The sequence below is a fragment of the Paenibacillus sp. FSL H7-0716 genome (assembly GCF_038002705.1).
GTDB classification, from domain to species: domain Bacteria; phylum Bacillota; class Bacilli; order Paenibacillales; family Paenibacillaceae; genus Paenibacillus_AQ; species Paenibacillus_AQ odorifer.
This window is the reverse complement of the sequence record NZ_JBBODA010000008.1, coordinates 61,781-87,726: the sequence shown is the minus strand read 5'-3', so window position 1 is coordinate 87,726 and position 25,946 is coordinate 61,781. Positions and strand designations below refer to the sequence as shown.

The window sequence follows — 25,946 nt, the reverse complement described above, 5'->3', positions numbered from 1 at the left end:
TCACGGTCGCTGTTGTTGATTTAGCATTGTTGCACTTCATGCACAAACTCCGCGCAAGCCGCTCCAATCATGGCACATGGCCCCACTGTTACTCCGCATTTCCGCCCTCAGCCTGCTTCCAATCTTATCTATGCTCCGGCTCCAGACAGAGTCGGAGCAGATCGTCCACATGGGCCGTTGCCAGACATTCTACCGTATCCGCAGAGCCATAATAGATCTTGACCTCGCCGTTATCCTCCAGAATCATCCCTCCCGGAAAAATCACATGATTGCGGAAGCCCCCGCCAATCTCATAGTCTGTCTCCGGTGCCAGCAACGGCTGCCTGCTCATGCCGATCACCTTGCGGGGGTCCTCCAGATCCAGCAGCATAATTCCGGCGGTATAGCGCTTCTTCCAGGTGTCCTCCCAACCATGCTTGCCTCTGGCGGGGTCCACATCCACCGCATGGAAGGTGGTCAGCCAGCCCTTATCCGTCCGGACCGGAGGGGCGGCCGGACCGACCTTGTCATTGGCAAACGGCACCTGCTCGACGGCGAGCAGTAGGCTGGAGTTGCCCCAATGCTTCAGGTCCGGAGACTCGGAGATCCAGGCATCGAAGCGGTCCCTGCCGCCGCGGCTGTATACCGTGAAGGGACGCTCCAGCCGGACATACTTGCCGCCGATCAACTCGGGAAACAGTACCATATTGCGCAGGTCCGGTGTAGACAGGCTGAGCACCTCGAAGTGTTCCAGATCATCGGTAACGGCAATTCCGCCGCGGATGCCATGGTGCGTATCCACGGCAAAACACATATAACAACGGCCGCCGATCACGGTCAGGCGCGGGTCGTAGGCGCGGATAATTTCCTCGTCATGCATTTTGAACACTGGCTTCGGGCCGGCGGTCCAGCTCAGCCCGTCGTCACTGTAAGCAATGCCGAGATCCGTGGTGTGGTGCGGTTCAAGCGTCTGATCGGCCAGTGAGCCGTAATCATTGCGAAAGATCATCACATATTTGCCGTTAAATTTCGTTACACCGGCATTGAATACCAGTGCGGTGGGGTAAGGAATCTTCGCTGCAGCCAGCACCGGATTGCCCGGATACCGCCGGATGAACGGGGCAGATTGCAGAATCGCCGGAACGTGTTGAGTCATGGGGTGTACCTCCTTGAATGTTAAAGATGGATTATGGGTTGCGCAGGGCCGGACCGCTACCCTTTGAGGGAACCGGCCGTCATCTGCATGAAGGATTTGTTGGCGAACAGATAGGCCACGAGAATCGGCAGAATGGACAAGCAGGCGCCCGCCATCATATAGTGGGTCTGGGAAGCGGCCGAAATCCCGTATTTCAGATTCGCCAGCCCGACAGTCAGCGTCTGCAGCTCCGGCTTCGTCATCGTGAACACGAGCGGCAGCAAATATTCATTCCACGCGCCGCGGAAGGTGAACAGCGCACCTACACCGAGTCCGGGTCCAAGCAGTGGCAGAATAATTCGCCAGAAGGTGCGGCCAGGGGAGCTGCCGTCCATCAGCGCCGCCTCATCCAGCTCACGGGGAATCCCCTTCATGAAGCTGGACAGAATGAAGAAGATCGAAGCATGGGCGGAGATCAGAATCAATATGACCCCCCACAGGCTGCTGTGCAGATGAAGCTTGACCATCAGATCAAACTGCGGACGCAGCACGACCGCCCCTACCGCCACGAACATAGTGAAGGATTGCAGGCCGATATACAATTTCTTGCCTGCAAAATCCATCCGGTCCACCACATAAGCCGCCATGGATGATACCAGCAGCGTGCCAACCACCGCCGCCAGAGAGACAATCAGGCTGTTCAGCGTATATCTGGAGAAATTCGCCTGCGCCCAGGCTTCGGCATAGTTCGAGAAGTGCCAGCTATCCGGCAGGAAGGTGGCTCCCGCAGTCAGTTCGGCATTTGTCTTGAAGGAGCCGAGAATGGTGATAACGACCGGAATCAGGGTGATAAAAGCAAATGCCAGCAAAAAAATCCACAGGATGATATTGCCCAGTATGGTTCTTAGTCTCATAATATCCTCTCTCCTCAATCGGTCTGATTCATACGTCTGGATGCGTAGAAATAAATGAGCGATATGATCCCGACGATGACCGCAGACACGAAGGCGACCGCACTGCCGTATCCGAACTCTTGGACCTGGACCGCCGCGCTGCCTCCGCCGACAGGGAAAAATAATTTGTACAAATACAGGAACATCACCTCTGTCTTGCCTACGGGACCGCCTTCGGTCAGCACCATAATGCTCTCGTAGCCCTTCAAAGCTGTAATGATCGCCAGCATAATGACCATCTGCATGACAGGCCCGAGCATTGGCAGGGTGACATAGCGGAACTGCTGGATTCTGCCTGCTCCGTCCAGGGAAGAGGCCTCATAAACATCCTCCGGGATATTCTGCAGACCGGCGAGGAAGAGCAGCATGTAATTGCCGACCGCCCCCCAGGCTGCAACCAGAATGACGGTGAGCATGGCATATTTCGGCCCCAGCCAGTCCACACCGGAATCGGAAAGGCCCGAACGGATCAGAAACTGGTTGAGAATCCCGTTATACGAGTTAAAGATCGTGAAGAAGACTACGGCCATTACGGCAGTACTGATGACGGTCGGCATGAAGAAAATCCCCCGCAGCAGCTGTCTGCCCCGCAGCCCTCGATTCAATATGGCGGCCAGCAGCAGAGCCAGCGGAATGGTGATCAGCAACTTGCCGCCTGCATAGACAAACGTGTTCACCACCGACTCCCAGAACTGGGTATCCTTCAGGATGCGTCTGAAATTAGCCAGCCCGGTAAACCGGGCCGTTCCGAACCCTTTGTAATCATAGAACATATAGCGGAACGCCCAGGCAATCGGATAAATCCCGAGGACCAACGTGAGCAAGGCACTTGGAAAGATAAAGCTGTATGAAAATAAGGCTTGTTTTGTTTTGTTCATCTGGTTTCTTCCGGCTCCTCTCCCTTGCGGCCAGAGCAGAGGGAGAGGAAAGCTGCTTCCCCATCCCTCTGCTTTGGCCTATATCTCTATCCCTAACCTTCCGTCTACTTGGCGAACTTGCCGCCCAGTGCGGCGGGGTCAAAGCCGGCATCCGGCTCGGCCTTCACGCCATCATTCGCAATCACGCTGTCCAGTGCAGTGTTATAGCGTTTGTTCAGATCGGCAATAATCGCCTTCAGATCGCCGCCGTTCAGCATATACTTGAAGAAGGCGTCATCCGATTTCATCCCTTCCGGTGCTACAGACGGATAGACCGGCCACACTCCATCGTGCTTGTTCGGCAGGAAGCCTTCAATGCCGTTCACATCCGGTGTCTTGGCTACTGCGCTGACGGATGGAACCATGGAGATGCCAAAGCCTTTTTCCTGATAATCCGTCAGCACCTGATCGCCGTACATGAACTCCATGAACTTCCAGGCTGCTCCTTTGTGCTCCGACTTCGAGCTCAGCGCCAGCCACTGCCCCCCGAGGAAGCCCGAAGCCCCCTTCACGGTGCCGTCGATGGTCGGAACCGGAGCGGCTGCCCAGTCAATCTTGGCCGGGAACTGATTCTTGTAGACGCCCGGCTCCGAGGAGTAGGACATATACATTCCGATTTTGCCCTCTGCAAACTGCGACCGCAGCGGATCAATATCCAGTGATTCCACACCCGGCAGCATGCTGCCGTTGTCCCGGATCTGCTTAAAGGCATTGATGATCGGCTCGAAGCCGCTGAAATCGTAGCGGGCCGTCTTGAAATCATACCCGAAGCCGCCGTAGCCGCTCATCTCCGCAATCACCCGCGCCGAACGCCCGAACGCGCTTCCGGGGCTTTTGAAGTTCTGTGCGAAGCCGTAAGCGCCATCCGCTTTACCGGCTTCCGTCAATTTTTTGGCGGTTTCCACCAGCTCCTGCAGGGTAGCCGGCGGATGCTCAACGCCTGCTTTGGCGAACAGATCCTTGTTGTATACAAGACGCATGGTTGTTCCATAATTCGGCAGACTGTAACGCTTGCCGTCGAATTCATTCAGATCCGGCATGGCCGGGAATTTCGTCTTCAGCTCATCGGTGAGGAACTCGTCAATGGGAGCGAGAAAGCCTTTTTTGTAGAAGGTCTGGATGGTATTCTCCTTCACCCGGATTACATCCGGCGCATCGGAGGTCTGGAAGGACAGATCGAGTGCGGTATCGAAGTCGTCGCCCTTGACGACCAGTTCCACCTCAATCCCGTCGGTATTGGTTGCGTTGAACTCGGCTACCTTGTCCTTCACGAAATCCGCATCATGACGGTCGCCGGTCCAGTAGCTGATTTTGGTCTTGTCCCCCGAGCCGCCTGTCTTCCCGTCTCCCTTACCTTCTGCAGCATTGCCGCCGTTACCGTTGCCGCAGGCTGTCAGGCCAAGTGCCAGGACCAGGCTCAGAGATGTTATTAGCATACGCTTCATCATTGGTAGTTCCCCCTTATATATCCCTGCTGTATTCGCTTACAACCTGATTATAGACGGATTGGCGCATCCGGATAAGGCGGGTAAGCCCACTTTAAGGGCAGATTTCTGCAGAAGCTTTATACAGTGAAGGGAGGCCACCTCCGCCCTGCGGACATGCCTCCCCTGCGCATTCTTATTCTTTTCCAAGATAATGCAGTTTGAACTCGGACGGGGTCATTCCGGTATATTTCTTAAACACCTCGCTGAAATAGCGCCTGTGCTCATACCCAAGATCCTGGGCGATCTCCTGAACCTGCCGTCCGCTGATCAGCATCGCCTTGGCCTTCTCCATCTTCTCGTGCATCACATACTGCTGAAACGAAATCCCCTGCACCTTCTTGAACAGGTTGGAGAAATACCCCTGGCTGAGGTTAATCTGCTTCGCTACCTGCTCCAGCGACAGTCCCGTATCCAGATGGCTATCGATATAAGCGGCGGCCTGGCGGATAATCCGCGTGGACTCCAGGGAACGGGTCTCTGTAACCAGCGCACAGGCCTCCCGGCACAGCCCGGACAGCAGGTCCCGGATATCCTGCAGGGAAGGATGCACCTGGTTCTTCATGACGGCAATCCTGCGCTCCAGCGGCTCCACCTGCCCGTAGGGGAACTGCTCCAGCAGGACCCGGCAGATCCTGTATCCCAGCTCATAGCCGACGCTTTCCACATAACGCGGCTCAGGCAAAAGCCCGCTGTCCAGCAGCTCCGCGAATAGCTGATCGAGCATCTGCAGGCTTTTGGCAGAATTGCCGGAACGCAGGGCGAACAGCAGCTCCTGCTCGGCGGCGGCGGAGTAGCTGTGAAGTGCGAGCGGTTTATTCTCGATATTGCTGTAAATGTAGACCCCGTTGCCTCCGGTGTAGAAATGATAACCCAGCGCGCTAATCGCCTGCCTGTACGCTGCGCTCAGCTCCTGAATCGCCGCTGCGCCCAGCCCCACACCAATGGAAAGCGTGTGCCGGGAGAACCGGCTTACATTCGTGCAGCAGGCCTCCGTAACCAGTGCGGCCGTATCCGGGCCCGAGCCGTTCATGATGCAGACATACCGGTCTGTCGCCTCCCGGATGATGACGCCGCGGGTCCAGGCAGAAATCGTCTCTTCGAGAATATTGTGCAGGCTGAACCGCAGCAGCTCGACCTCCTGCACAGGCTGGCCGCTCAGTTTCTCCGTGAAATGATCGATTTCGGCGACAAACACGAAGAAATCATGCTGGTCCAGAGGGATATCGAGATAGGCCCAGCGGGAACGTGCATCCGATTCTGTCGTCTGGTGGTGCAGCAGGAAGATGAGATATTCCTGGCGGAGAATAGGCAGACTTTCTCTGATTTTGGCCTCCATCACAGCAAGTCTGGTGGTCTCCTGACGCTCCTCCCGGCACAACTCCCTGGCCTTCAGCACAGCCTGCATAATCTCGTCCAGCGAAAAGGGCTTCTTGACGAAATCAAGCGCCCCTAGTCGGATGGCTTCCTGGGCATAAGAGAACTCCGAGTAGGCGCTGAGGATAATAATCTTGCAGTCCGGAAGCACCTCCAGAATCGCCCGGGTCATCTGCAGGCCGTCCATTCTTGGCATTCGGATATCCGTCAGCACAATGTCCGGCCGGGTCTCGCGGATAATCTGCAGCCCCGCATCACCGTCAAGCGCCGTACCGACGACCTCAATACCGTGCTCCTGCCACGGCGGCTTGCGCGAGACCATCTCCACCACACTTTTAATATCGTCGATTACACATAACTTGAACCTTTCCTGCTCCAGCTCCCAGTCCATCCTTCATCTCTCCTCCCCTAACGGAATCCACAGATCTGTCCGTGATCCCTTACATGGTTCGCCGCCAACGTCCATACGTGCTTCGGCCCCGTAATACAGCGCCAGCCGATGCCTGATGTTGAACAGGGCATAACCTTTCCTCGACTGCGGAGCCCTGACCATCCCCTGCTTGACCCGTGCAGCATCAAGACCCCGCCCGTTGTCGGTAATGCAAATATGCAGCAGTTCCTGCTCCCGGCTGACCGTGATGTCGATCCGGCCGCCGGCGGTCCGGTCGCTGAACCCGTGCTGAATGCTGTTCTCCACCACCGGCTGCAGGATAATCTTGGGCAGTAGGCAGGACAGCAGGGCCTCGTCCTCAACAGTCACCGTGTATTCAAACAACCCTTCATAGCATTTCTGCTGAATGGCGAAATACTGCTGCATGTGGGACAGCTCATCCTCAAGGGGAATCAGATCCTTGCCGCCGCTGAGCCCGATCTGAAACATCTGCGACAACGACAGGATCATCTCATTCACATCATCATTCTCGCCCATGACCGATTTGCAATAAATGGTATTCAGAGTATTGTACAGAAAGTGCGGCTCCATCTGCGCCGTAAGTGCGCGGATCTCTGCATGACGCTTGTCCTCCTCCTTGGCCTTCACATCTGCAATCAGCACCTTAATCTCCGACATCATCCGGTTGAACTGATAGCCGACCTGGGCAACCTCATCCTCATAACGGCTCTCATAAACTACGCTTAGCTGGTTTTCCTCGACTCTGCGCATCAGCCGCCGCAGCTTGAACAGCGGCTTAAGCAGCACAGACGTCAGCTGATTGGAGATCAGCCAGGTGGCCAGCAGGAAGAATGCGATGACATAGAGGGTGATGCGCTGCACCCGCTGCAGCTTGCCCAGCAGCTGGTCCCTCGACTGCATGCCTGAGATGATCCAGTCCGGCGATGCCGCTGAGCCTGTATAATTAACCAGATACTCCTTCCCGCCATAGCTGTAGTTGTAATCCTTGGGACCGGCTGCTGTCCCGGCTCCGGCAAGCATCGGCTTCCAGGGGAACCTGCCTTGGAAGGGCCAGTGGGACTCCACCACCGCCTCGCCTTCCCCGCTCACCAGGTAATAATCCCATCCCGCTTGTTGTCCCCCTTTATTCAGCAGCTCATTTATCCGGCTCTCCCTGATATTGACCACAATAAATACATTGCTGATCGGTGTGTAAGGGTATTCATAAATTCCCCGGACCACGAAGGAGACCACCCGCTGGCTACCCGTGAATAACCGGTCATAATGTCCTTTGGCCCAGTAGCCGCCCGGCTTCCCCTTGCTCAGACCATATAATTCCGAGTCGTAGAATGAATGGTCCTGCGCCCGGGTCTGCGTAGTGGAATAGAAATCGCCTATCGGGGTAACGATCAGTACATTCTCAATGATCGGCTGATTGAACGTTGCCTGGGAGAGCACATATTGCAGATCCGACAGATGCACATAGTAATTCGACACATCATGGCTGAACACATCGAGCATCATCTTGCGGTACGCATCGCTCAGCATCAGGGACTGCACGGACAGCGCCACATCATTCAGGCGGGAATCCAGCAGCTGTGCCGTCTTGCTTACGGTCTCCTGGCTGCCCGCGTAGGCATTGTCCTCGATCTCCTGCGCGGCAATCCAATACGAGAAGCTGCCCATTGCACTGATGGACAGCGTGATCAGCACGATGAACGAGAACAGAATTCTCTGCTTGATGGATATCCGGTAATACCTGCTGACGATCTGCCGCCGGATCTGTCGGCCATAGGCTGTGAATTTATTCATAGTTCCCCCTTCTTGAGCATGTGTTTGTATGTTTGTATGTTTGTCTGTTCTTGTCACTTGTACCATACGGCTGCTCCAGCCCGGCGTCAAGACAGGGCATGACTATTTAGCTGATTCTGTCCCTTATTATCAATAGGCAGGGGGCCTCCGCTTAACATGGTGCGGATTCATTAATCATGGCTCAGGTTGACGGGAAGCTACGCGATTGAGTAATTATGCTTGTGACGGTCAGTCCATTCCGTTTGATGCCTTTCTCCGGCAAATGTTGAACGATCCAACAGTAGCAGAGCTCACTGATTTTGTTGCCTCATACGTAAAAAATAATACAATTAGCCAAACTGACGGTTTCAAGGGCGATTCTATGAAGCATGAAACAGAGATGGGGGGAACGTTGAGCGAAGTCCTGCCCCAACTGAATACTGGCGGCAACGCAGTGTTCACTTATTATGGCGGCAAGCAATCTGGTCCGCTTCATGTGGTATTCCATGTATAGGTCTGGGAACAATAAATTGCTTCCATTTGCTGCTTCGACACCTGGATGAATAAGGGCTGGGACCAGTTGTTGGCATTACGATTGCGGATGTAGAGCGCTATTGAGACCAGGAACATTGACGGATTGATCGAACGACTGGCTGACGACTATGCGGCCCGTCTTCTGGATACCGGACATCGTCAATTTCAGCTAATCGGCTACTGTTTGGGAGGACTGATCGCGGTTGAAACAGCTGGTCGTTTGTTGGAGGCAGGGACTGGAGGTTGTAGACTTGGTGCTGGTAGACAGCCATCCTGTTTTTCATTCCATTGAAGATGAATTAGCAATGGAAGCGCTATTAGTATCGAACCTTAATAACTCACTGGAGCAGACCGGTTTTGTCGGAGTTGCCTCGGGACAACTTATTCGCGACCTACAGACAGTTTTTCTGTGAAAATAAGGGGAACTAGACGAATGGACGAATTTTAGTTTTTGGAGTCGGCCTTCTAAGTAAGCTTCTTTGTTTTTCAGCATGCTATAGGCTATGACCAGTAGGGTTCGTGCCATAGCAATTGGCGTTAGCATGAAAGAAGTACAAGAATGGCTAGGTCACAGTGTCTATTCCACCACAGCCAACATCTATGCTCACTTGGAATTCAGTTTTAAGGTCACTTCCGCAAACCGAATGAATGAAGTAATAAAAATAGTCCACCAGATTTTTAATCTATTGAACTGCTCTTAGTAAAGGGCGAGAGGACTCGAACCTCCACGGTTTCCCTCTCGATTTTGAGTCGCGGCTGCTATTGAGAAGATAGCAGAAATCAAGTCCAAGAAGAGGAGTTTAAAGACCGCTAAAAATCCTTGTAGAATCAAGGTTTTTAGCGGTCTTTCTGGTCTTTTCCAAGCCCGTAAGGGTTCCCGGCATCTGGGCAAAATGAAGCTTTTTGGGACGTTGGAGAGAACTCGGGAAGAACTCAGAAAGAACAACAACAGAACGGCCCGCTCCCTACCATTGACAAAATAATGAAGCATCTGCGTAGGGCGTATCTGAAAACTATCATTGAGTCAATTTAAAAATGGAAGCTATGTATATAAACGCGAGGAATGACTTAGCCAACTTATCGTAACGAGTGGCCACACGGCGAAAGTGTTTGAATTTATTGAAAAAGCATTGAACCAAGTGGAGTTCTTTCTACCGATACCAATCGACCTTCCATGGATGTTGACTATTCGTTTTAGGCGGAATGGTGTAAGTGGCCTGTTTAGTCGTAATCCAGTTCCGAATCGCTTCTGAGCCATAGGCTTTGTCGCCAAGAATGTGACTTCCAATAATACTTAACTCCTGAAGCAATTCAATCGCTGGAAAAGAATAACTTGACCACCCGTCAGTAGAAAAGCTAGAGGGTTGCCTAATCCATCGACCATGGCATGAAGTTTGGTCGTCTTGCCGCCACGACTGACGCCGATGTGTTGGTTTACTTCGTGTCCATCTGCGTTTTTTTTGCACCGGCACTGTGTCGGTGGGCTTTGACCGATGTAGAATCGATGCTCAAGTTTTTAAAATCGGGTTCGATGTGAAGGGCTTGGAAGATGGCGATAAGGAGTCCGGAGTCTCTCCATTTGCAGAAACGACTGTAGGCCGTTTTCCATGAACCATAACGTTCTTCCGGCAAGTCTCGCCATGCCGCACCACTTCGGGCAATCAAGGAAAGGCGTTAAACATCGTACGATTGCTTAATTTCGACGGTCTTCCTGTTTGATAGGGGGAACATGTCCTTTATTTGTTCCCACTGTTCATCGGTTATTTCATACCGTCTTGGAATCATGCTTGTTTCCCCATTCGTTTTTCTCATATCATACCATAGGATTCTTTAGTTTTCAGACACGACCTAGATAAAGCGTAAGCAAGATTGTATGCAGTGGTCGTTTTGCCTGTACCGTCGTTTTGGACATTTCAATTCCCTCCCTGAAAACAGTAGGCTATTAAAATGAGTAAAAAAGATTTTATATCTTTCTCCTTTAACTGTTTCGCTTCTCTTCAAAGTCAGTCAAAACTGGCTCGGGAAGTTTGCGTTTCAAATGTGCCAGTATATGCTCAAAGCAATATACCAATGATTCGCGGTTTAAGTTCGGTATCCGTCCTAGCAACTCCCACTCGGCATTAGTCAGATTCTCTTTACACTTCAGGCATTTATGGTTTGAAACCGCAAATGATTGTATTGGAGCGGCTCCATCCTCCACTCCTGCAGGTGGTCCACTCTGTTGTAAATGTGCAAGCGCTGGTTTCCCTGCCCAGCCCTCAAGCTTGTAGGGGGCGAGATCCTTCCATCCCATCTCATAAGTATCAATCGCGTCGATAAAAGCTTCATTGACTGCCTGATCGACCGCTGTACGTATTAACTTGGGCTCGGCAGCAGGATCTCCATTCATAATCGATACTCCGTAGCCATCACGAGTATAGGGTCCAATTCTCAATTCGATCTGTATAGACCTGATTGGGGATATAAACTCCCTTCTTATCTTTTCGGTGTGTTACTGTCCCTTCCGGAAAGCGCTGCTTCAGCGAAGCTATGATCTCCTGATAGTTATCCATCCTCTCATACCTTTCTATTAGTCATATTTTTTCATGATTTTAGAAAATCGTTCATAAACCTGGATGGCCATGTTTACTTTCTATCCTACATAGTGACTTACTTGCTACCATGGAAGAAGTATATAATCCTTGCAGGTTTGATTGCTCCGAACCAATTCATGAACCGCAAAATGCGGAATACGGAGCATATATCTTTACCTTAAATGCGCTGGCCATTAGATTCCGGGTGGCAAAAATCACACCCACTAAAGTCGGGCAATTTGTGACACTATGGGAGCGAATTGGAGATCATCCCTCTCAGATCCTACTGATCTCTTCGTTATAAGTACACGAAATGGGAATCACTTTGGCCCATTTATTTTTCCAAAAGCTGTCCTAGGAGAACAAGATATTCTATCTGATAAAGGCGAAGGTGGAAAAAGAGCTTTTCGAGTCTACCCGCCTTGGGACAATCCCACGAGTCGCCAAGCTCAAAAAACGCAAACATGGCAGTCGGAATAGTTCTTGGATATCCCTGCAAATAAACCCATAGACTACCTTCGTGCGCAAGCACTTTACGGTTTACCTGTAAATCTTACGGTCTGACCTATCTCCTCCACATGTTCTTTATCGCCCTGCAAAATAAAATAATAGTATACATCATCTCCTATTTTCACTGCTTCGGGATATTTAATTATAAGCGCCGCTTGATGATTCCATTCCTCTCCTTGGTCAGTAGAAGGCATAATCAACTTTGCCTTCTCTTCCTCTTTTAACCCCTCTAATGTCAGTTCAGTGATTTGTGGATTGGAGCCATATGGTTTCAGCTGATGGGAGGCAATGATTTCAGCTACTTCATCTATTGATTGTCCCTCTCCAGACATAGCGGATAATTGAAAAAAACCATCCTCCCCCTGACCCTTCTCATCATCTGCTGAATCGACGACCCATTCCGTTGGATACTTCAAAGAGACTCCATAAGCATTGAAAGTAAAGGTTGCAAGCCCAGTTTGCGTAACCAGCATACCGATTACAATACCTGCAAGTGCAATAACCACGATAACCAACACCCAAAGCCACCGTTTTTTGTATACATTTGTTTTCACGATATCCCCCTAAATCAATAATTAGTTGACATGTACAATATTAGGAAATAAGATATAAACAAACATATGAGCAATCATTCATATGTATTGGTAAGGAGGAAATCATAATGAGCGATCTTAAAAATATCCTATCTCTACTTCTTTTCTGCATCTTCCTAATTTCTTATCTATTAAAGCTCCTCATACTTTACAAGAAAAACCACATTAAAGGAAACGTTCTGGCTAAAGGCGCTAAGCTATCTAAGATCCATTATACCGAGCTATTGGTAAAAACCTCTACTTTTTTATGGGGCGCAGCATGGTTTGTTTTTTCCGTAGCAGAGTCCTTTATGGTTACACTTGTAGGCAAAACGTTTGATATTCCTGTAATTCACTTTAGCGGTGTTGGTGTAGCTGCCCTCGGATGTTTTATTTTCATTCAAGCTATGATTGCTATGCGCACTTCATGGAGAGTTGGGATTGATAAGACTACTGTAACCAAACTCATCACACACGGTATTTATAAATATAGTAGAAACGCTGCATTTGTCGGGTTTGATCTCATGTTTTTGGGATTGTATCTGATGTACCCCAATCTGTTAACACTCCTAATATTCATTCTTAACATTGCCGCGATTCATTTACTAATTCTTCAAGAAGAGCAACATTTAAAGTCCGTATTCGGAGATGAATATAGACAATATGCCAATAATACACCTAGATATTTTTTATTTTAAAATCTTTTATCACAGCTCCGATAATTTATATTCGCTATATCATTTTACATTTTTTACAAGACAAGAAAACATTCTCTTAATGTAACTACTATAATATGAGACTGTAAACATACATTAGGAGGGAAATTATGAAATCACCGAAAAAGTATGGCGTCAAAACAGCAATTGTAGCGACAGCGGCAACGGCTCTTTTTGTATCCAGCATAGTCACTACTCATGCACCTAATCAAGCAGACGCAGCATCTTCGAACACAAGAAATGTAATTCTGTTTATTGGAGACGGAATGGGTGCTGCTCAGCGTGATGCCATCCGGCTTGCCACCGTAGGTGAAAAAGGAAATCTAGCAATGGATTCGATGCCATACGTTGGATTAATTCATACAAGCTCCACTGTCCCTGTTACAGATTCGGCTGCTTCTGCTTCAGCCTATGCCAGCGGTGTGAAGACTTATAATGGCGCTATCGGAATGGACGCCGATAAAAAAAGTGTTAAGACCATTATGGAATATGCTAAAGATGCCGGGAAATCAACAGGTGTCGTTACTACTAGTCAGATTACAGACGCGACTGGCGCCGCATTTGGTGCTCACGTCGAAGACCGCTCAAAGCAAAGCGATATCGCTCTTCAGCTTCTGACTAAGAGCAAGGTTGATGTTCTGCTCGGTGGGGGTGAGGATTTCTGGTACCCTGCAGGAAATCCTGGTAAATTCGCCGATGAACCCGCTGAAGATCCTTCAGAAAAAAGCAAAGGAACGCAAGGTAACCTTGTTGATAAAGCTAAACAATTGGGCTACACCTATGTAACGAACAAAGCGGATATGCAAAAAGCAAAAGACGGTAAGCTGCTTGGAATATTCGCAAACGAGGAAATGTTCCAGCAAAAGCCTGAGGGTGAAGGAGATATTTATAATCCGGTGGTATCGCTGCCCGAGATGACTAAAAAAGCTATAGATACGCTAGCAACAAATAAAAAGGGATTTTTCCTTATGGTGGAAGAAGAAGGTACTGACGAATTTGCACACCAAAACAACGCTAAAATGACGATTAAATCAGGTCAAGAACTGGATAAATCCGTGCAAGTAGCCAAAGACTTCGCCAAAAAGAATCCAGATACACTGGTTCTAGTGCTTGCCGACCATGAGACCGGCGGATTTTCTATTGAAGCAGTTGACGCAGATGATGAGTCCGGTGACGGCATATCCAAAGAAGACGGCCCATTCGCCATCGCCAATTCCAAACACAATTTTGTAGTGGACTGGACGACTTCAGGGCATACTGCGGTTGATATTCCAATCACAGCTATGGGCAAAAATGCACAATTATTTACTGGAATCTACGAAAACACCGAAGTATTCACCAAGCTTATGCAAGCATCAGGTTTTAAAGCCAAAAAATAAAAGCGAGTAAAAAAGACTAGCCAGATTTTTTCTGGGTAGTCTTTTTCATTTTAAAATACAATATTTACTTAGCATCTGTTCGCAGAACAAAAATGATATCCTTAGTCTGATCCGCCCATTTACCTGTCAGATGAAATCCTCTGATCGTTGCTCCAGGCTCATAATCTTTACTATTTGAACTCAAAAAGGCTGCCATATTAGCCTCAAGTTTAAACGTTGCTTTTCGATCTGCGAATTCAATATTTAAAGGCTTTGCCATTCTCTCGTCATATTTGAGTCTACCCTCGTCATCTAAGATATAATCCTTTACTTCATAGGTGTCCGGTGCTTTATCATCAAAGTCGATGTGGATGGTTTCACCAAGCTTTACATAAGGAATAGAAGCCGCAGAATCCTTCATTAGTGCTTGAAAAAGCGTACTCTCATCATCCAGTTCTATGCCCGCCTCTCTGGAGAGGATCTGAGATTGAATCACTTTTCCATCCATATGAATGGTTATCTCTGGCATCGCCGTGCTGCTGACTTCCTCACGATCACAAATGGTTAATACAAGCAGAAGTACAAAACTTAGGACTACGATGTATATTCTTTTCAAGAAGACACCCCTTCTTCCCACTGTTCAACTAATCTGATGTGAAATATTCGATTCCCAATACGATCAAACCCAAAATAAAGATGATGATACCAATCACAAGCGGAAAACCTAAAGCTAAACTATAAATCGCTTTAACAAATATACCGTTAATTAACAATTACAGCGAGGTGTGTTTATAAAATTCTATTTTTATAGCTAATTCAACGGTTTCCTTATGCTTCTAATTTACGTGACAGCTCCTTAATTAACTCGATCTCTCGTAAAACCATACTACGGGTGTAAAAATAGAGCTCCTCAGAGTAATCCATATCCTCACTATTGCCAACTACTTTGGATAACTGCTGTAAATGGTCCAGCTTTTCGTTCATATAGGTCTCTCTGTAATCAAGCAATCTTCTACGTGTCTCCTGATCCAAAAGCTCATAATAAGCAAGACGAATAGACCATTCATTATCAATTCGAATAGTCTCCAGCGTAAATTCCGTTAAGCAGGTGTTAAACCGCTCCTCACCCTCAGTAGTTATAGAATATACATAACGTTTAGGCCGGCGTTCCTGAATTTCCGTTTTTTTGATCACCCATTTTCGCTTTTCAAATAATTTCAGCTTTGGATAAAGCGAGTTATTGTTTACGATTTTATCATTGCCCATTACAAAAATAATGTTTTTTTTAATTTCATAACCATGTTTGGCCCCTTTCATTAATTGGGCCAGAATCAAAACTTCTATATCCATAATCATCCTCCGGGCTTCCGGAATACGTATCCGGTTCATCATTTTCTTATATTACCTCAATTACTACATTCCTGCCAAATCACTCGTGATTTTTTGCACATACTTTCACCCTACCCTTTCGCTAATATAGGTTAAAATAACCTATATGTAGAGAGGAAGTTATCGTATGGAATTCACACATTTATTCAGCAAGGGCACAATCGGAAATATGGAGCTTAAGAACCGGGTCATTTTACCAGCGATGGGCACGAAAATGAATGCGCCGGGTGGATACGTCAGTGATCGTCTGATTGATTACCATGTAGCACGAGCTAAAGGTGGCAACGGCTTAAATACTGTAGAAGTAACAACTATTCACCCAACGGCGGCCTCCGATGATGCTCCAGCCCTTTATGATGATAAATTCATTCCAGGTATGGCTCAATTAGCGTTAGCTATTCGAGAGGCCGGAGGCAAAAGCTGTCTTCAATTATGGCATGGGGGTAAAGTAACTCCCAACCTAATTCAGGTCTCCTCTTCACCTGTTCCGTTTGAAGGCGTGACTCATATACCACGTGAACTTGCGCATCATGAAGTCGGCGAGATGGTTCAAGCTTACGCAGATACAGCATTACGTGCGAAGATAGCCGGATTTGACAGTGTGGAATTCCATGCCGGCCATGGTTATTTGCCCCAACAATTTCTAAGTCCTGCAATGAATTTTCGTCAGGATGAGTACGGCGGTTCTTGGGAGAATCGCTGCCGCTTCCCGTTGGCTTGTATCCGGGCTATCCGGAAAGCGGTTGGACCTGGGTTCCCTATCTTGATGAGAATCTCTGCAATTGAGGATCTACCGGGCGGACTTACGCTGGAAGATATGAAGCTCTTCTCAAAGCTCGCTGAAGAAGCTGGAATTGATGCTATTAATGTATCTCGTGGGGTCCCTGCTGGCGCTGCGATTAAATATGAAGTTCCGCCAATCGATTTACCTGTGGGTTTTAATGTAGATAACGCAGCGCAAATTAAATCTGCGGTTAACATCCCTGTTATTGCCGTAGGCCGTATTAATGATCCAGCAATTGCAGACCGGATTATTGCGGAGGGTTTGGCTGATTTTGTAGCCATTGGGCGTGCGCAACTGGCTGATCCGGAATTTTGCAATAAGGCTTTAGCCGGACGTGCAGACACCATCGTTAAATGTGTGGGTTGCGACCAAGGCTGCTTTGATGGATTCGTGAATCCTAATGTTCCATTTATCAGCTGTGTGTTTAATCCTGCAACCGGTCGAGAAAGTGAATATGAATTGAAGCAAACGGTTATCCCCAAAAAAGTACTTATTGCTGGTGGTGGCCCTGGCGGATTAGAAGCAGCTGTCACCCTGAAACGACGTGGGCATCATCCAATATTATGCGAAAAAAATGACATTCTGGGCGGACAGCTTTATATTGCCGGTGCCGCACCACGTAAAGAGGAAATGGCTACAGCCGCTCTGAATATGGGAGAAACCGCTAAACGTGAAGGTGTAGACATTCGAATGAATACAGAGGTTACACCTGAATTAATCCAAGAAATTGCGCCAGATGAGGTCATTCTTGCAATCGGATCTTCTCCTATTATTCCGCCTGTGGAAGGCGTCGACAGTTCACATGTGGTCAATTCACATGATGTGTTATGGGGAACGGTTCATCCAGAAGGAAGAGTCGTTATTATCGGCGGTGGTTTAGTGGGGCTTGAGGTCGCAGAACTGCTTGTAGAGCGCGGACAGCAAATCACTGTAGTTGAAATGCAAGCTGATGTTGCTAATGATCTAGGACTTCTGCGTAAAATCTGTGTCATGGAAAGTCTATATGGACATGGCGTTAAATTAATGACCAACAGCAAATGTATGGCGATTCAAGGGGATAGCGTAATTGTTGAAAAAGACGGCGAATCTCACAGCCTACCTGCTGATTATGTAGTAATCGCCGTAGGTTCACGCGCCCTCAACAAACAACCTCTTCAGGATTTCTTGGAGGAAAGCTCCATCCCTTATCATGTAATTGGCGATGCGGTGCAAGCGCGTAGAGCGCTTAATGCGATTTGGGAAGGCGCTGAATTAGCTAGACGAATCTAATTAAGCTAATTATATGATTCATGAAAATAACCCGGCAGATCCGCATGCCGGGTTGTTTTTTAATCAGAGTGTATTCGTGAGCGGTTATTCGGTAATCAGTATTCATTCAACCATTCACCATTCACCATTCACCATTCACCATTCAACCATTCCCCATTCCCCATTCCCCATTCCCCATTCACCATTCACCATTCACCCATTATGCCGTTCTGTCGTTCGGACTCAGGTGACACTATTGAGCTAAAAATAGCCTTTTTAGTAATCTATCGGACCCAGATGCCGCTATTCCGCAAAAATAGGGTTCAAAAGAGGTGCTGCGACGGGAATAACTGCATTGGAGTCCGAAAAGCTCAGCAAATCAGCATTTAGGTGCTAATAAGTGCAACGATGTCCGTTAGCGAGAAAGATGCGCACAAAAATATGGTAAGAAAGATGAAAATGGTGAGAATGATGAGATTGATGAGATTGATGAGAATAGTGAATTACTCATCTCAATGACCACTCACATTTATTTTGAGCATCGGCAGCCCAATAAATGCGGCATATCGCTCAGCTTCTTTAAGAACCAACTTTTCCGTATCGCCCAGATCGGCAAAAGGATGGATCACAAACTCAATCCCCTTGGTCTTAAGGGTTCTTTTCCATGTACCCACAACCTGACCCTCCACAACAATTGTCGGGAGAAAAACACCATTATTCCCCGGAACTATCAAAGGAGCAACGTCGGGCTCTAAAACGGCACTTCGGTCTTTATAACCTAGAATGTACTCATCAAAACCCGGAAGCAGATGAACGCCGGAGTCCTCAGCAGTTGGCTTTAGCCGATCAGCAGACATCCAATATTCACTGCCACCAATAACCTCTGATTGCAGTTGACTTTTGGCCGCTTCCAGACCTCTTCTAGCATCGGTAAGGGTTATGCCTGCCCACCAAGCAAAGTCTTGAACAGTTGCTAAACCATGTCCGTTGAAATATCTCCAAGCGAGTTCATACAATGATTCATCGTAAGAAAGCTCTCGAAACTGTGGCACCCATTCCTCTAACAAAACAATCGTTTGCTGCTTACCATTCATCGGCCCGAAACAAATCAACCCTTGGTACGCAATATTCCACAACATATGATAACCACGCTGGTTCCCTGTGTGAATACCTTCTTCTTCTATAAGCTGAAGTAGAAGAGCACGATCTAGCTGCTTTCCACCTTGTAAAGCATTAACTATAATATGTCTACAACGTTCTAGTGTCTGATCATCTAGCCCAAGCTCTGCATTCCGCCGCTTTGTTTGTCCCGCTAAACGCGGCACAGATAGCTGATGCATCCACTTTACATCTTCCGGTGGGACAAAATGAAGCGTACCTCGCAGCGTCCAATTCAGAATCATCTTACGATCAGCGATAGCACGCTCTATATCAGCTAAATTCGATGATGGAGTACGTAACCCGATCGCCCACATCGCCTGCATGTAATCCTGCGCCTGTACTGCCCCTAATTCTTTAACGATCTGTTCGGGCTTGATTAGCTTGGAATCAACGATCTTCTGGTTATATAAACGTTGCGCAGCTATCATTTTATTCGTCACACTTTGCCTCCTTAAGTGAACCTTCTCAAACCTTCTCAAATCATCGTCTAACCTTATTGAAATAATTTTAATATAATTTTTTCCAATCTCATAGTTTTTCTTATTTCTTAGCTGTGGCCCGTCATACGGCTGGTGCGACTACCGATCCCAACAAATCAATGATTTGCTAAACCTGAGCATATGGGATCTCCTACTTTCTTAGCTGTATTATTGGATAGGATGAAGTTTCGATGCAATCTCTTCCCGGCGTTCTTCCAGAAAAGAAGGCAAGGTCAAATTCTCGCCCAATGTGTCAAAAGATTCATCAATCTCAAACCCTGGACCATCTGTAGCAAGCTCGAAAAGAATATGGTTCGGATCACGGAAATACAAGGAATGGAAGTAATAACGATCAATGACCCCTGTGTTCTTGAACCCTGCAGCTGTGATTTTAGCAGCCCATGCGGTTAATTCTTCCAGATCCTTCACTCTTATAGCCACATGATGGATACTCCCTCTTCCCGGTCTTTCCCGGTCTTGATCATTAACTTCTTTGAGGTGAAGTTCAGTGTACAAGCCGCCTTTAGCTGTTTCATAAATATCCACCATAACCTTCGGGTCACTCATGGATGGCACTCTACGAACTTGTGTATAGCCTAAAATATCCTCCAAAACAGCCTTTGTACGGCTAGTTTCACGGACAGTCAATTCAACGGGACCTAATCCAACAATGGCATATTGTGGTGGAATATCATCAGTAATCCAAGGTTCTACCAGCTGAGTCACATTATCTTTTTCTGCGGACACCAGATGAACCGTTAATTCATCACTATCCTGAAAAGTAAGCGAATTGCGCTCCTCTATACTTACGATAGCTTCGTGAGCGACTTCAAACGTATCTAATCTACTAGCCCAATATGCTAAAGCCTCATCACTAGGAACAAGAAGAGAGATTGCAGAAATACTGTTCGTTCCTTTCCGGGTCTGCCCTGCATTTGGCATTTCAAAAAAAGATACCTCGGTGCCTGGAGCGCCATTAGGGTTGCCATAGAATAAATGGTACATGGTTGGATCGTCCTGATTTACGGTTTTTTTGACAAGTCTTAGTCCCAGTACTTCTGTATAAAACCATAGGTTTTGTTTAGCGTCTTTAGTAATCATTGATACATGATGTTGTCCGGTTATTTGTGGTTGGCTCATTTTAAATTTCCTCCTAATATGATTATGGTTTACTAGTAAACTGATGTTGAAAAAAGGAAGCTTTATTCACAATAAAGCTTTTACAATACTACTGAACTCCTCGGGGAATTCGATTCTCATTCTGGCTATGGCGGTGAATCTTCTTAAGCATGCTGTAAAATACTTTCTTCTCGTCGTCCGTCAGTGGATCGAATAACGAAGCTTGGAAATCCGATTGCAAAGGAAGAACCTTCTCGATAAGCGCTTGGCCCTTTTCAGTTAAAGAAATATACTTCACCTTCCAATCCTGCTTGCGTTCAATCCATCCTTCCTTTTCTAATCTGCCAAGCATATGTGATACTCCGCCTTTAGTAATGGTTAAATGCTCGGCAATTTCCATCTGTGTCACAGGCTGATGTAATAGTATCTGTACTAACGCATCAAACTGGCTAACCGTTAAATCAAACTTCTTCAAGAACTCATTGGAAAGATCGTTACTATTGTCATAAACTCTTACCAGCCGCAACCAGATCAATAAGCTTAATTTGTTGTCTTCAGTGAATCCATTGTTTCGCATTATGCCACATCCATTGTTTTGGAATTGGATCTATTTGATTATCAGTTTACTAGTAATCTGATGTGGAGTCAAGTTTCGTATTAACTTAAGAAATAGAGAAGCACAGACAAACCATTACTAAACATGTGTGCACCTATTGGCACTAATATATTTTTTCTTTTCTCATATAGGTAGGCAAAGATTAATCCAGCAGTCATATAGGAGAAGATATTCCAGATTTCGTTATAGTTCCCCTGAAAAACCACAGCTCTATAGACATGCTGGAAGCCAAATAAAAAGGAAGATATCAGATAAGCCAGAAGACGACTCTTCCTGCGGATCGTGCTATAGATGGTAACCCGATATACTAATTCTTCAATCAAGGGGCCAATCCAGACCACATTCACTGTAAAAATAAATGGATACGAGGACAACATAGTCCGTAAATTCACCTCATTCACAGACTTTGCAATAGGATGAAAGATGGAAATTAGTGTAGGAATCAACATACTTCCGATGATAATAATCAAACAAAGTCCCCAAACCATCCATAACATATTACGGACCCAGTATTGTCTGAAATCATGGATAGCTTGTTTATAGAACCCCCTAAAACCTATAATCACTCCTATGTAGATCAGACCATTCAACAGTAAGGCCATTCGATTTTGTTGTTCGGGCCGCCAAATAAAAACATGGTTAAGAATCTCCATAACCGGCCTGATCAAGAGAATGGAGAACAATCCTAAAAAGTACATTACTGCTAATATAACGCCGAAGATCAATTGCCTTTTACTTAATTTTTCATCAATCATTATAATCTAATCCCCCATGTAAAATTGTTAATAGACTGAATATCAACCATTTTAGCATTGGGAAATTTCATAAGACTTAATGTAATCTTACATAGACCTTAAATTTGCCGGTTCAGCCCAATCATAATTTCAAACCGGTTATCTTGCGTATTCAGCTGAACAGTCCCTCCATGAGCAGCTATTATTTTTTGAACAATGAGTAGCCCTAATCCAGAACCTGCCGGGTTTAAGGCTGATGATTGGCCGTAATTAATAAAAGTAAGCTTGGCTCCATCATTCACCTTTTCCAGCACAACTTGAAACGTAGAACCTTGCTCCTGATAAGCGATGGCATTATAAAGCAGGTTTGAGAATACTCGATTCATTCTTTTTTTATCAAACTGTAGAATTATTTCTTCTGGCTCGATTACAAAATCAGGGATCAGACCCGCAGCCTCAAGCTCGGGCAACATATGTATCATTTCTTCTCTCAAGTATTCTGAGAAATCATCCGTTGTAACATGCAAGCGGAATTCCGGACTTTCCATTCTGGATAATTCAAACAAATCCTGAATCAACACATTGGCACGGATACTATTTTCGTATATTATTTTGGCAAATTCCAAATGTTCTATCCGACCGCTCATCTGTTCTTTTAGTTCAAGCTCTGCGTAACCCATAATACTTGTTAATGGATTTTTTAAATCATGGGATATATCCAATATTAGATTTTTACGATTGTTTTCACTCTGTTCTTTTAACGAGGTCTGGATCTGAATCACTTCTGCCATATGATTAAAAGCCTGCTCCAGTTGACTAAACTCCCGATTCCCGCCTACCTGCACTCTAGCTGAATAGTCCCCATTCTTAACTTTTTCAACAGCAGCGGACAACTGGTCTAAGGGTTTAATGAAACTAAACGCCGTAATTTTCGCATAAATCATCGTGCTTAGAATCAGAATCAACAAATAACCTAACCCAATAAACCCAAGCATTTGAAGGGTATGATCCTGCATAGGTGAATCTGAATTCCAATGGAAACTGCCTGTCATCTTCACTTGTATAGGTAAAGATACGATCAGCCAAAAATGTTCCTGCTCATTATATTCAACAGTGATCATATCTTTGTTAGCGGCAGTATTCATTAGAAAATCCGTAAATTCTTTGACACTAATCTGCTGGGACGTAAATGGATTGTTGCCAATGGAGTGTATGACTTCGTAATTGGAATTCACAACCTGTAAACTGCCCCCGACATCATTAATAACACTAGTGTCAATTCTTTGATAGTCATTTTGCATAAGCTTAGCAGCCGTTAACTGATTATAAATAATGTCCTTAGATCCCAGCCTGTTCATGCAAAACAAAGCAATAATCACCAATATCGTTATAACCGTTGTTATAAGAAAGATCGCGATATAGTTTTTTAACAATTGATAGGATATATTTTGTTTTCTCATCTTATTTACCTGGGTTGTAGAATTTGTAACCTAGTCCACGCACTGTGACGATATATTCGGGATGGTGTGGGTCCCGTTCGATCTTATTCCTTAGACGGCTGATGGTAACCATTATCGTATTATTATCACTATAGAAATCTTCTTCCCACGCTGCTGCATATAACTTTTTGGGCGTAAAAATTTGATTAGGACTCTGCATCAGACATTGTAACACCTTATATTCCTTGGCATTTAGAAGTACCGGACTTTCATTTATGTACAACATACATTCCTTTAAATTCAGCTTCAATTCTCTATGTTGGATCGTTTCTTCAGTTATCGATTGGCTAAGATCGTATACATTTCTTCGTCTCAGCTGCGCCTCAACCCTAGCCATAAGCTCCGAAGCACTAAATGGCTTCACCATATAATCGTCCGCTCCAAGACCTAAACCAACAACCTTATCAATTTCTTCACCGCGGGCAGTTAACAAGATAACCGGAATATGGCTTTTCTCTCTTATCTGTCGCAACAGATTAAGTCCATCAAGCTTGGGCATTACAATATCCAGAATGGCAAGATTTATTTCATGATGATTAACAACCTCTAAAGCCTCAATGCCATCCTTGGCTTCGAATACTCGAAAGGATCGATCTTCTAAATGTATTTTCACGAGTTTTCTTATATCAGTTTCATCTTCAGCAATTAGTATATTCATCGCTCAATCCCCCTAACTAATCTCAAATAGCTGAGTCTTTTCACTCAGTATAACTTGCCAAATACCACTTCGGTATAAAAAGCCTAAAGAAAAGATCTGGAACATCATAATTAAAATACCCATGGATTCGGCCCGATGCGAACTCTGGACTCGTTAATGCTCACCAAGAAATGCGATTAAATTCCTCCCAAGGATCACCATAATCAAATCTATCCTTTGACCAGCCTTTATGTACCGGTTCAACTACCTCCCATGTAGAAGCATTCGGGATGTCACTAAAAAATGGAATCATTTCACAACCTCCTTTTAATCAAACTGCTTCACAAAATAGAAAAATTTTCTTATTTATTTCTCAGAAGATTATTTTATTCAATTGATGTTGGAACAACAATAGTGTATGATGCATAGTATAGATCGAATACTGTATGACACATAGTAAGCATAAGCGGCTTCAACGTCCTCTTAAGGGCAGCAAGCGTTTAAACCAAAAATATAAGAACAATTTATAAGAGATTATAAATCCTTATATTTTAAATAATGAGGTGGGTGAATGAGTACTTTATTAAATTCTTTAATCACAGAGCTTAGAAGAGGTACGTTAACGCTAGCCGTTTTAAGTCAATTACGAACTCCCCAGTATGGATATTCGCTCGTTCAATTGTTGGAGGAATCCAGCATCATCATCGATCAAAGCACCCTATATCCATTACTTCGCCGATTAGAGAAACAGGAATTAGTGACGAGCAGCTGGGACACATCTGAGAGCAGACCCCGTAAGTATTATGTTCTAAGTGACTATGGCGTAGAAATTTTTTTACAGCTAAAGGAAGAATGGCTTAAGAATTCGAAAGAACTCTACGGCCTATTACAAGGGGAGGATGACCATGAATCTAATTGAGATTTACATTCATGAAGTGACTCGGAGGTTACCGGAACAAAATCGGGAGGATATCGCTCTCGAATTACGATCAACCATCGAGGATATGTTACCGGATGATTATGACGAAAAAGAGGTAAAAGCAGTCCTTACAAAATTGGGCAATCCAGCTATTTTAGCTAGTGAGTACCGCGATCAGCCCATGTATCTCATCGGCCCACGCTATTTCGATTTATATGTTACGTTATTAAAAATGATTATACCCATCGCTGTAGTTGTTTCTTTAATCGCTCTGGTTGCTGATTACTTGATTGGCTATAGCGGCGATAAAACAGTTGCGGATATGGTTACTGCAGTTATAAGTACAGGAATTGGCACCTTCCTTGAAGTAGGAATCCAAGTCTTTTTTTGGATAACTGTTGTGTTCGCTATTATCGAACGGGCGGATAAAGGAAAGGAAGGGCATCCGCTTACTACAAAATTAAGGAAATGGACCCCTGATGATTTGAAGGATATCGCGCTTGTCCATAAGAAAAAAGCAATTACAAGCTTCGAAGTGTTCGGAAGTTTACTGTGGACTGCCATTTGGGCTACTGTTTATTTTAATGCTGAACACCTGATCAGAGTCTATAGAGGCGGTGAAGGCGCACTTAACTTCGTAGCCCCAGCTTTTAATCAGCATGTGTTACTTGATTATTGGCCTATTATTCTTATTGTGATCGGATTAGAAGTCGCATTAACTATATATAAATTAATCAAGAGACAATGGACTAGAGAATTAGCATTATGTAATACGGTCCTCGAGCTCATTGTACTTATTGTATTCGCTGTTATCCTTATAAATCCGAATGTATTTAACCAAGAATTCATTAACTACATGTCTAATTTATTAACTACTACAGCTAACCAATTTGAAACGGGGCTAGTAGGTGGAGGTATAGCAGTCTTGATTTTAGTTGCGGTCCTCAATATATATGAAGGCTTCCGCAAGGCTCGCCTTTAGTATTCACAGAACGGCGATTCTCCTGTTATTTGGAGAATTGCCGCTTTGTTTTCTGACTCGTTGACCGCCAGCTTCAAATACTTCAACCA

Annotated in this window: 27 protein-coding genes and 2 pseudogenes; 11 read left to right on the top strand and 18 right to left on the bottom strand. The window is 45.9% G+C overall.

Annotation, left to right across the window (positions count from 1 at the left end):
• Positions 1-124 precede the first annotated feature (124 nt).
• From MHH60_RS12915 to MHH60_RS12890, 6 genes are all read right to left on the bottom strand, one after another.
• Entirely contained in the window at positions 125-1,135 is a 1,011-nt protein-coding gene (locus MHH60_RS12915; protein WP_038572282.1) for a glycoside hydrolase family 130 protein, read from the bottom strand.
• Positions 1,136-1,191: 56 nt separating this feature from the next.
• Entirely contained in the window at positions 1,192-2,028 is an 837-nt protein-coding gene (locus MHH60_RS12910; RefSeq protein ID WP_038572285.1) for a carbohydrate ABC transporter permease, read from the bottom strand.
• Between the two features lie 14 nt (positions 2,029-2,042).
• Positions 2,043-2,945 carry a carbohydrate ABC transporter permease gene (locus MHH60_RS12905; RefSeq protein ID WP_076105253.1) on the bottom strand — a complete coding sequence of 301 codons (903 nt, stop codon included), beginning with the start codon at positions 2,943-2,945 and terminating at the stop codon, positions 2,043-2,045.
• Positions 2,946-3,049: 104 nt separating this feature from the next.
• A complete protein-coding gene (locus MHH60_RS12900) occupies positions 3,050-4,432 on the bottom strand; it encodes an ABC transporter substrate-binding protein (protein ID WP_038572290.1) in 1,383 nt (460 codons plus the stop codon).
• 172 nt (positions 4,433-4,604) lie between these two features.
• On the bottom strand, positions 4,605-6,236 hold the full coding sequence (locus tag MHH60_RS12895) for a response regulator (RefSeq protein ID WP_076134318.1): 1,632 nt from the start codon (positions 6,234-6,236) through the stop codon (positions 4,605-4,607).
• 3 nt (positions 6,237-6,239) lie between these two features.
• Positions 6,240-8,048 (bottom strand): cache domain-containing sensor histidine kinase, encoded by a 1,809-nt coding sequence (locus MHH60_RS12890; RefSeq protein WP_038572295.1) that lies wholly within the window; start codon positions 8,046-8,048, stop codon positions 6,240-6,242.
• 205 nt (positions 8,049-8,253) lie between these two features.
• Here MHH60_RS12890 and MHH60_RS12885 point away from each other — a divergent pair, with 205 nt between their 5' ends.
• The 3 genes from MHH60_RS12885 to MHH60_RS12880 all read left to right on the top strand — a co-directional run bounded on the left by MHH60_RS12885 (position 8,254) and on the right by MHH60_RS12880 (position 8,974).
• The gene (locus tag MHH60_RS12885) at positions 8,254-8,541 is read left to right on the top strand and encodes a hypothetical protein (RefSeq protein ID WP_076134317.1); all 288 of its coding nucleotides are present in this window, start codon (positions 8,254-8,256) and stop codon (positions 8,539-8,541) included.
• A 123-nt stretch (positions 8,542-8,664) separates the two neighbouring features.
• Entirely contained in the window at positions 8,665-8,853 is a 189-nt protein-coding gene (locus MHH60_RS33265) for a thioesterase domain-containing protein (RefSeq protein ID WP_076134316.1), read from the top strand.
• Positions 8,765-8,974 carry a hypothetical protein gene (locus MHH60_RS12880; RefSeq protein ID WP_143766663.1) on the top strand — a complete coding sequence of 70 codons (210 nt, stop codon included), beginning with the start codon at positions 8,765-8,767 and terminating at the stop codon, positions 8,972-8,974. The genes MHH60_RS33265 and MHH60_RS12880 overlap by 89 nt, the downstream gene beginning before the upstream one ends.
• A 603-nt stretch (positions 8,975-9,577) precedes the next feature.
• On the opposite strand, the pseudogene MHH60_RS12875 reads toward MHH60_RS12880, so the two are convergent.
• Positions 9,578-10,346 (bottom strand): annotated as a pseudogene (locus MHH60_RS12875) (IS5 family transposase).
• A 193-nt stretch (positions 10,347-10,539) separates the two neighbouring features.
• Positions 10,540-10,995: a hypothetical protein gene (locus tag MHH60_RS12870; RefSeq protein ID WP_143766662.1), complete on the bottom strand. Its 456-nt coding sequence runs from the start codon at positions 10,993-10,995 to the stop codon at positions 10,540-10,542.
• 227 nt (positions 10,996-11,222) lie between these two features.
• Between MHH60_RS12870 and MHH60_RS12865 the strand changes: the two genes are divergently transcribed.
• Together MHH60_RS12865 and MHH60_RS12860 are read left to right on the top strand one after the other, a co-directional pair.
• On the top strand, positions 11,223-11,438 hold the full coding sequence (locus tag MHH60_RS12865) for a MepB family protein (protein ID WP_256715081.1): 216 nt from the start codon (positions 11,223-11,225) through the stop codon (positions 11,436-11,438).
• A complete protein-coding gene (locus MHH60_RS12860) occupies positions 11,384-11,614 on the top strand; it encodes a MepB family protein (RefSeq protein WP_256715080.1) in 231 nt (76 codons plus the stop codon). Before MHH60_RS12865 ends, MHH60_RS12860 begins: the two co-directional genes overlap by 55 nt.
• A 53-nt stretch (positions 11,615-11,667) precedes the next feature.
• Here MHH60_RS12860 and MHH60_RS12855 read toward each other — a convergent pair whose 3' ends face one another.
• Positions 11,668-12,198: a hypothetical protein gene (locus MHH60_RS12855; RefSeq protein WP_076134313.1), complete on the bottom strand. Its 531-nt coding sequence runs from the start codon at positions 12,196-12,198 to the stop codon at positions 11,668-11,670.
• A gap of 107 nt (positions 12,199-12,305) precedes the next feature.
• Between MHH60_RS12855 and MHH60_RS12850 the strand changes: the two genes are divergently transcribed.
• Both MHH60_RS12850 and MHH60_RS12845 read left to right on the top strand, forming a co-directional pair.
• Positions 12,306-12,914: a methyltransferase family protein gene (locus MHH60_RS12850; protein WP_076134312.1), complete on the top strand. Its 609-nt coding sequence runs from the start codon at positions 12,306-12,308 to the stop codon at positions 12,912-12,914.
• Positions 12,915-13,042: 128 nt separating this feature from the next.
• Positions 13,043-14,311, top strand: a complete 1,269-nt coding sequence (locus MHH60_RS12845; protein WP_076134311.1) for an alkaline phosphatase — start codon at positions 13,043-13,045, stop codon at positions 14,309-14,311.
• 64 nt (positions 14,312-14,375) lie between these two features.
• Here the strand turns inward: MHH60_RS12845 and MHH60_RS12840 are convergent, their stop codons facing one another.
• Positions 14,376-14,906 (bottom strand): hypothetical protein, encoded by a 531-nt coding sequence (locus MHH60_RS12840; protein WP_076134310.1) that lies wholly within the window; start codon positions 14,904-14,906, stop codon positions 14,376-14,378.
• Positions 14,907-15,118: 212 nt separating this feature from the next.
• A complete protein-coding gene (locus MHH60_RS12835) occupies positions 15,119-15,640 on the bottom strand; it encodes a PadR family transcriptional regulator (RefSeq protein WP_036688994.1) in 522 nt (173 codons plus the stop codon).
• A 166-nt stretch (positions 15,641-15,806) separates the two neighbouring features.
• On the opposite strand from MHH60_RS12835, the gene baiCD reads away from it, so the two are divergent.
• Positions 15,807-17,732, top strand: coding sequence for a bile acid Fe-S flavoenzyme BaiCD (gene baiCD, locus MHH60_RS12830; RefSeq protein ID WP_076134309.1), 1,926 nt, complete (start codon positions 15,807-15,809; stop codon positions 17,730-17,732).
• Between the two features lie 13 nt (positions 17,733-17,745).
• Positions 17,746-17,976 carry a hypothetical protein gene (locus tag MHH60_RS12825; RefSeq protein ID WP_143766661.1) on the top strand — a complete coding sequence of 77 codons (231 nt, stop codon included), beginning with the start codon at positions 17,746-17,748 and terminating at the stop codon, positions 17,974-17,976.
• Between the two features lie 247 nt (positions 17,977-18,223).
• Here MHH60_RS12825 and MHH60_RS12820 read toward each other — a convergent pair whose 3' ends face one another.
• From MHH60_RS12820 to MHH60_RS12790, 7 genes and pseudogenes are all read right to left on the bottom strand, one after another.
• Positions 18,224-19,312, bottom strand: a complete 1,089-nt coding sequence (locus MHH60_RS12820; RefSeq protein ID WP_076134308.1) for a winged helix DNA-binding domain-containing protein — start codon at positions 19,310-19,312, stop codon at positions 18,224-18,226.
• Between the two features lie 207 nt (positions 19,313-19,519).
• Positions 19,520-20,491, bottom strand: coding sequence for a ring-cleaving dioxygenase (locus MHH60_RS12815; protein WP_076134307.1), 972 nt, complete (start codon positions 20,489-20,491; stop codon positions 19,520-19,522).
• A gap of 88 nt (positions 20,492-20,579) precedes the next feature.
• Complete coding sequence (locus tag MHH60_RS12810) at positions 20,580-21,047, bottom strand: MarR family winged helix-turn-helix transcriptional regulator (RefSeq protein ID WP_076134306.1); 468 nt, start codon at positions 21,045-21,047, stop codon at positions 20,580-20,582.
• A gap of 80 nt (positions 21,048-21,127) precedes the next feature.
• Positions 21,128-21,841, bottom strand: a complete 714-nt coding sequence (locus MHH60_RS12805; protein ID WP_076134305.1) for a CPBP family intramembrane glutamic endopeptidase — start codon at positions 21,839-21,841, stop codon at positions 21,128-21,130.
• Positions 21,842-21,939: 98 nt separating this feature from the next.
• Positions 21,940-23,280, bottom strand: coding sequence for a sensor histidine kinase (locus MHH60_RS12800; RefSeq protein ID WP_076134304.1), 1,341 nt, complete (start codon positions 23,278-23,280; stop codon positions 21,940-21,942).
• A 1-nt stretch (position 23,281) separates the two neighbouring features.
• Positions 23,282-23,977 (bottom strand): response regulator transcription factor, encoded by a 696-nt coding sequence (locus MHH60_RS12795; protein WP_076134303.1) that lies wholly within the window; start codon positions 23,975-23,977, stop codon positions 23,282-23,284.
• A 52-nt stretch (positions 23,978-24,029) separates the two neighbouring features.
• Positions 24,030-24,191, bottom strand: a pseudogene (locus tag MHH60_RS12790) (phosphotransferase family protein); the annotation flags it as partial.
• A 336-nt stretch (positions 24,192-24,527) separates the two neighbouring features.
• Between MHH60_RS12790 and MHH60_RS12785 the strand changes: the two are divergent.
• Both MHH60_RS12785 and MHH60_RS12780 read left to right on the top strand, forming a co-directional pair.
• Positions 24,528-24,875, top strand: coding sequence for a PadR family transcriptional regulator (locus MHH60_RS12785; protein ID WP_042189902.1), 348 nt, complete (start codon positions 24,528-24,530; stop codon positions 24,873-24,875).
• Positions 24,862-25,857, top strand: coding sequence for an HAAS signaling domain-containing protein (locus MHH60_RS12780; RefSeq protein ID WP_076134302.1), 996 nt, complete (start codon positions 24,862-24,864; stop codon positions 25,855-25,857). The genes MHH60_RS12785 and MHH60_RS12780 overlap by 14 nt, the downstream gene beginning before the upstream one ends.
• Positions 25,858-25,946 lie beyond the last annotated feature (89 nt).

Bases quoted from the DNA above. Each gene is read 5' to 3' on its own strand.
- MHH60_RS12915 (WP_038572282.1), bottom strand. From the start codon at position 1,135: ATGACTCAACACGTTCCGGCGATTCTGCAATCTGCCCCGTTCATCCGG.
- MHH60_RS12910 (WP_038572285.1), bottom strand. From the start codon at position 2,028: ATGAGACTAAGAACCATACTGGGCAATATCATCCTGTGGATTTTTTTG.
- MHH60_RS12905 (WP_076105253.1), bottom strand. From the start codon at position 2,945: ATGAACAAAACAAAACAAGCCTTATTTTCATACAGCTTTATCTTTCCA.
- MHH60_RS12900 (WP_038572290.1), bottom strand. From the start codon at position 4,432: ATGATGAAGCGTATGCTAATAACATCTCTGAGCCTGGTCCTGGCACTT.
- MHH60_RS12895 (WP_076134318.1), bottom strand. From the start codon at position 6,236: ATGGACTGGGAGCTGGAGCAGGAAAGGTTCAAGTTATGTGTAATCGAC.
- MHH60_RS12890 (WP_038572295.1), bottom strand. From the start codon at position 8,048: ATGAATAAATTCACAGCCTATGGCCGACAGATCCGGCGGCAGATCGTC.
- MHH60_RS12865 (WP_256715081.1), top strand. From the start codon at position 11,223: ATGGAAGAAGTATATAATCCTTGCAGGTTTGATTGCTCCGAACCAATT.
- MHH60_RS12860 (WP_256715080.1), top strand. From the start codon at position 11,384: ATGGGAGCGAATTGGAGATCATCCCTCTCAGATCCTACTGATCTCTTC.
- MHH60_RS12850 (WP_076134312.1), top strand. From the start codon at position 12,306: ATGAGCGATCTTAAAAATATCCTATCTCTACTTCTTTTCTGCATCTTC.
- MHH60_RS12845 (WP_076134311.1), top strand. From the start codon at position 13,043: ATGAAATCACCGAAAAAGTATGGCGTCAAAACAGCAATTGTAGCGACA.
- MHH60_RS12835 (WP_036688994.1), bottom strand. From the start codon at position 15,640: ATGGATATAGAAGTTTTGATTCTGGCCCAATTAATGAAAGGGGCCAAA.
- baiCD (WP_076134309.1), top strand. From the start codon at position 15,807: ATGGAATTCACACATTTATTCAGCAAGGGCACAATCGGAAATATGGAG.
- MHH60_RS12825 (WP_143766661.1), top strand. From the start codon at position 17,746: ATGATTCATGAAAATAACCCGGCAGATCCGCATGCCGGGTTGTTTTTT.
- MHH60_RS12815 (WP_076134307.1), bottom strand. From the start codon at position 20,491: ATGAGCCAACCACAAATAACCGGACAACATCATGTATCAATGATTACT.
- MHH60_RS12810 (WP_076134306.1), bottom strand. From the start codon at position 21,047: ATGCGAAACAATGGATTCACTGAAGACAACAAATTAAGCTTATTGATC.
- MHH60_RS12805 (WP_076134305.1), bottom strand. From the start codon at position 21,841: ATGATTGATGAAAAATTAAGTAAAAGGCAATTGATCTTCGGCGTTATA.
- MHH60_RS12800 (WP_076134304.1), bottom strand. From the start codon at position 23,280: ATGAGAAAACAAAATATATCCTATCAATTGTTAAAAAACTATATCGCG.
- MHH60_RS12795 (WP_076134303.1), bottom strand. From the start codon at position 23,977: ATGAATATACTAATTGCTGAAGATGAAACTGATATAAGAAAACTCGTG.
- MHH60_RS12785 (WP_042189902.1), top strand. From the start codon at position 24,528: ATGAGTACTTTATTAAATTCTTTAATCACAGAGCTTAGAAGAGGTACG.
- MHH60_RS12780 (WP_076134302.1), top strand. From the start codon at position 24,862: ATGAATCTAATTGAGATTTACATTCATGAAGTGACTCGGAGGTTACCG.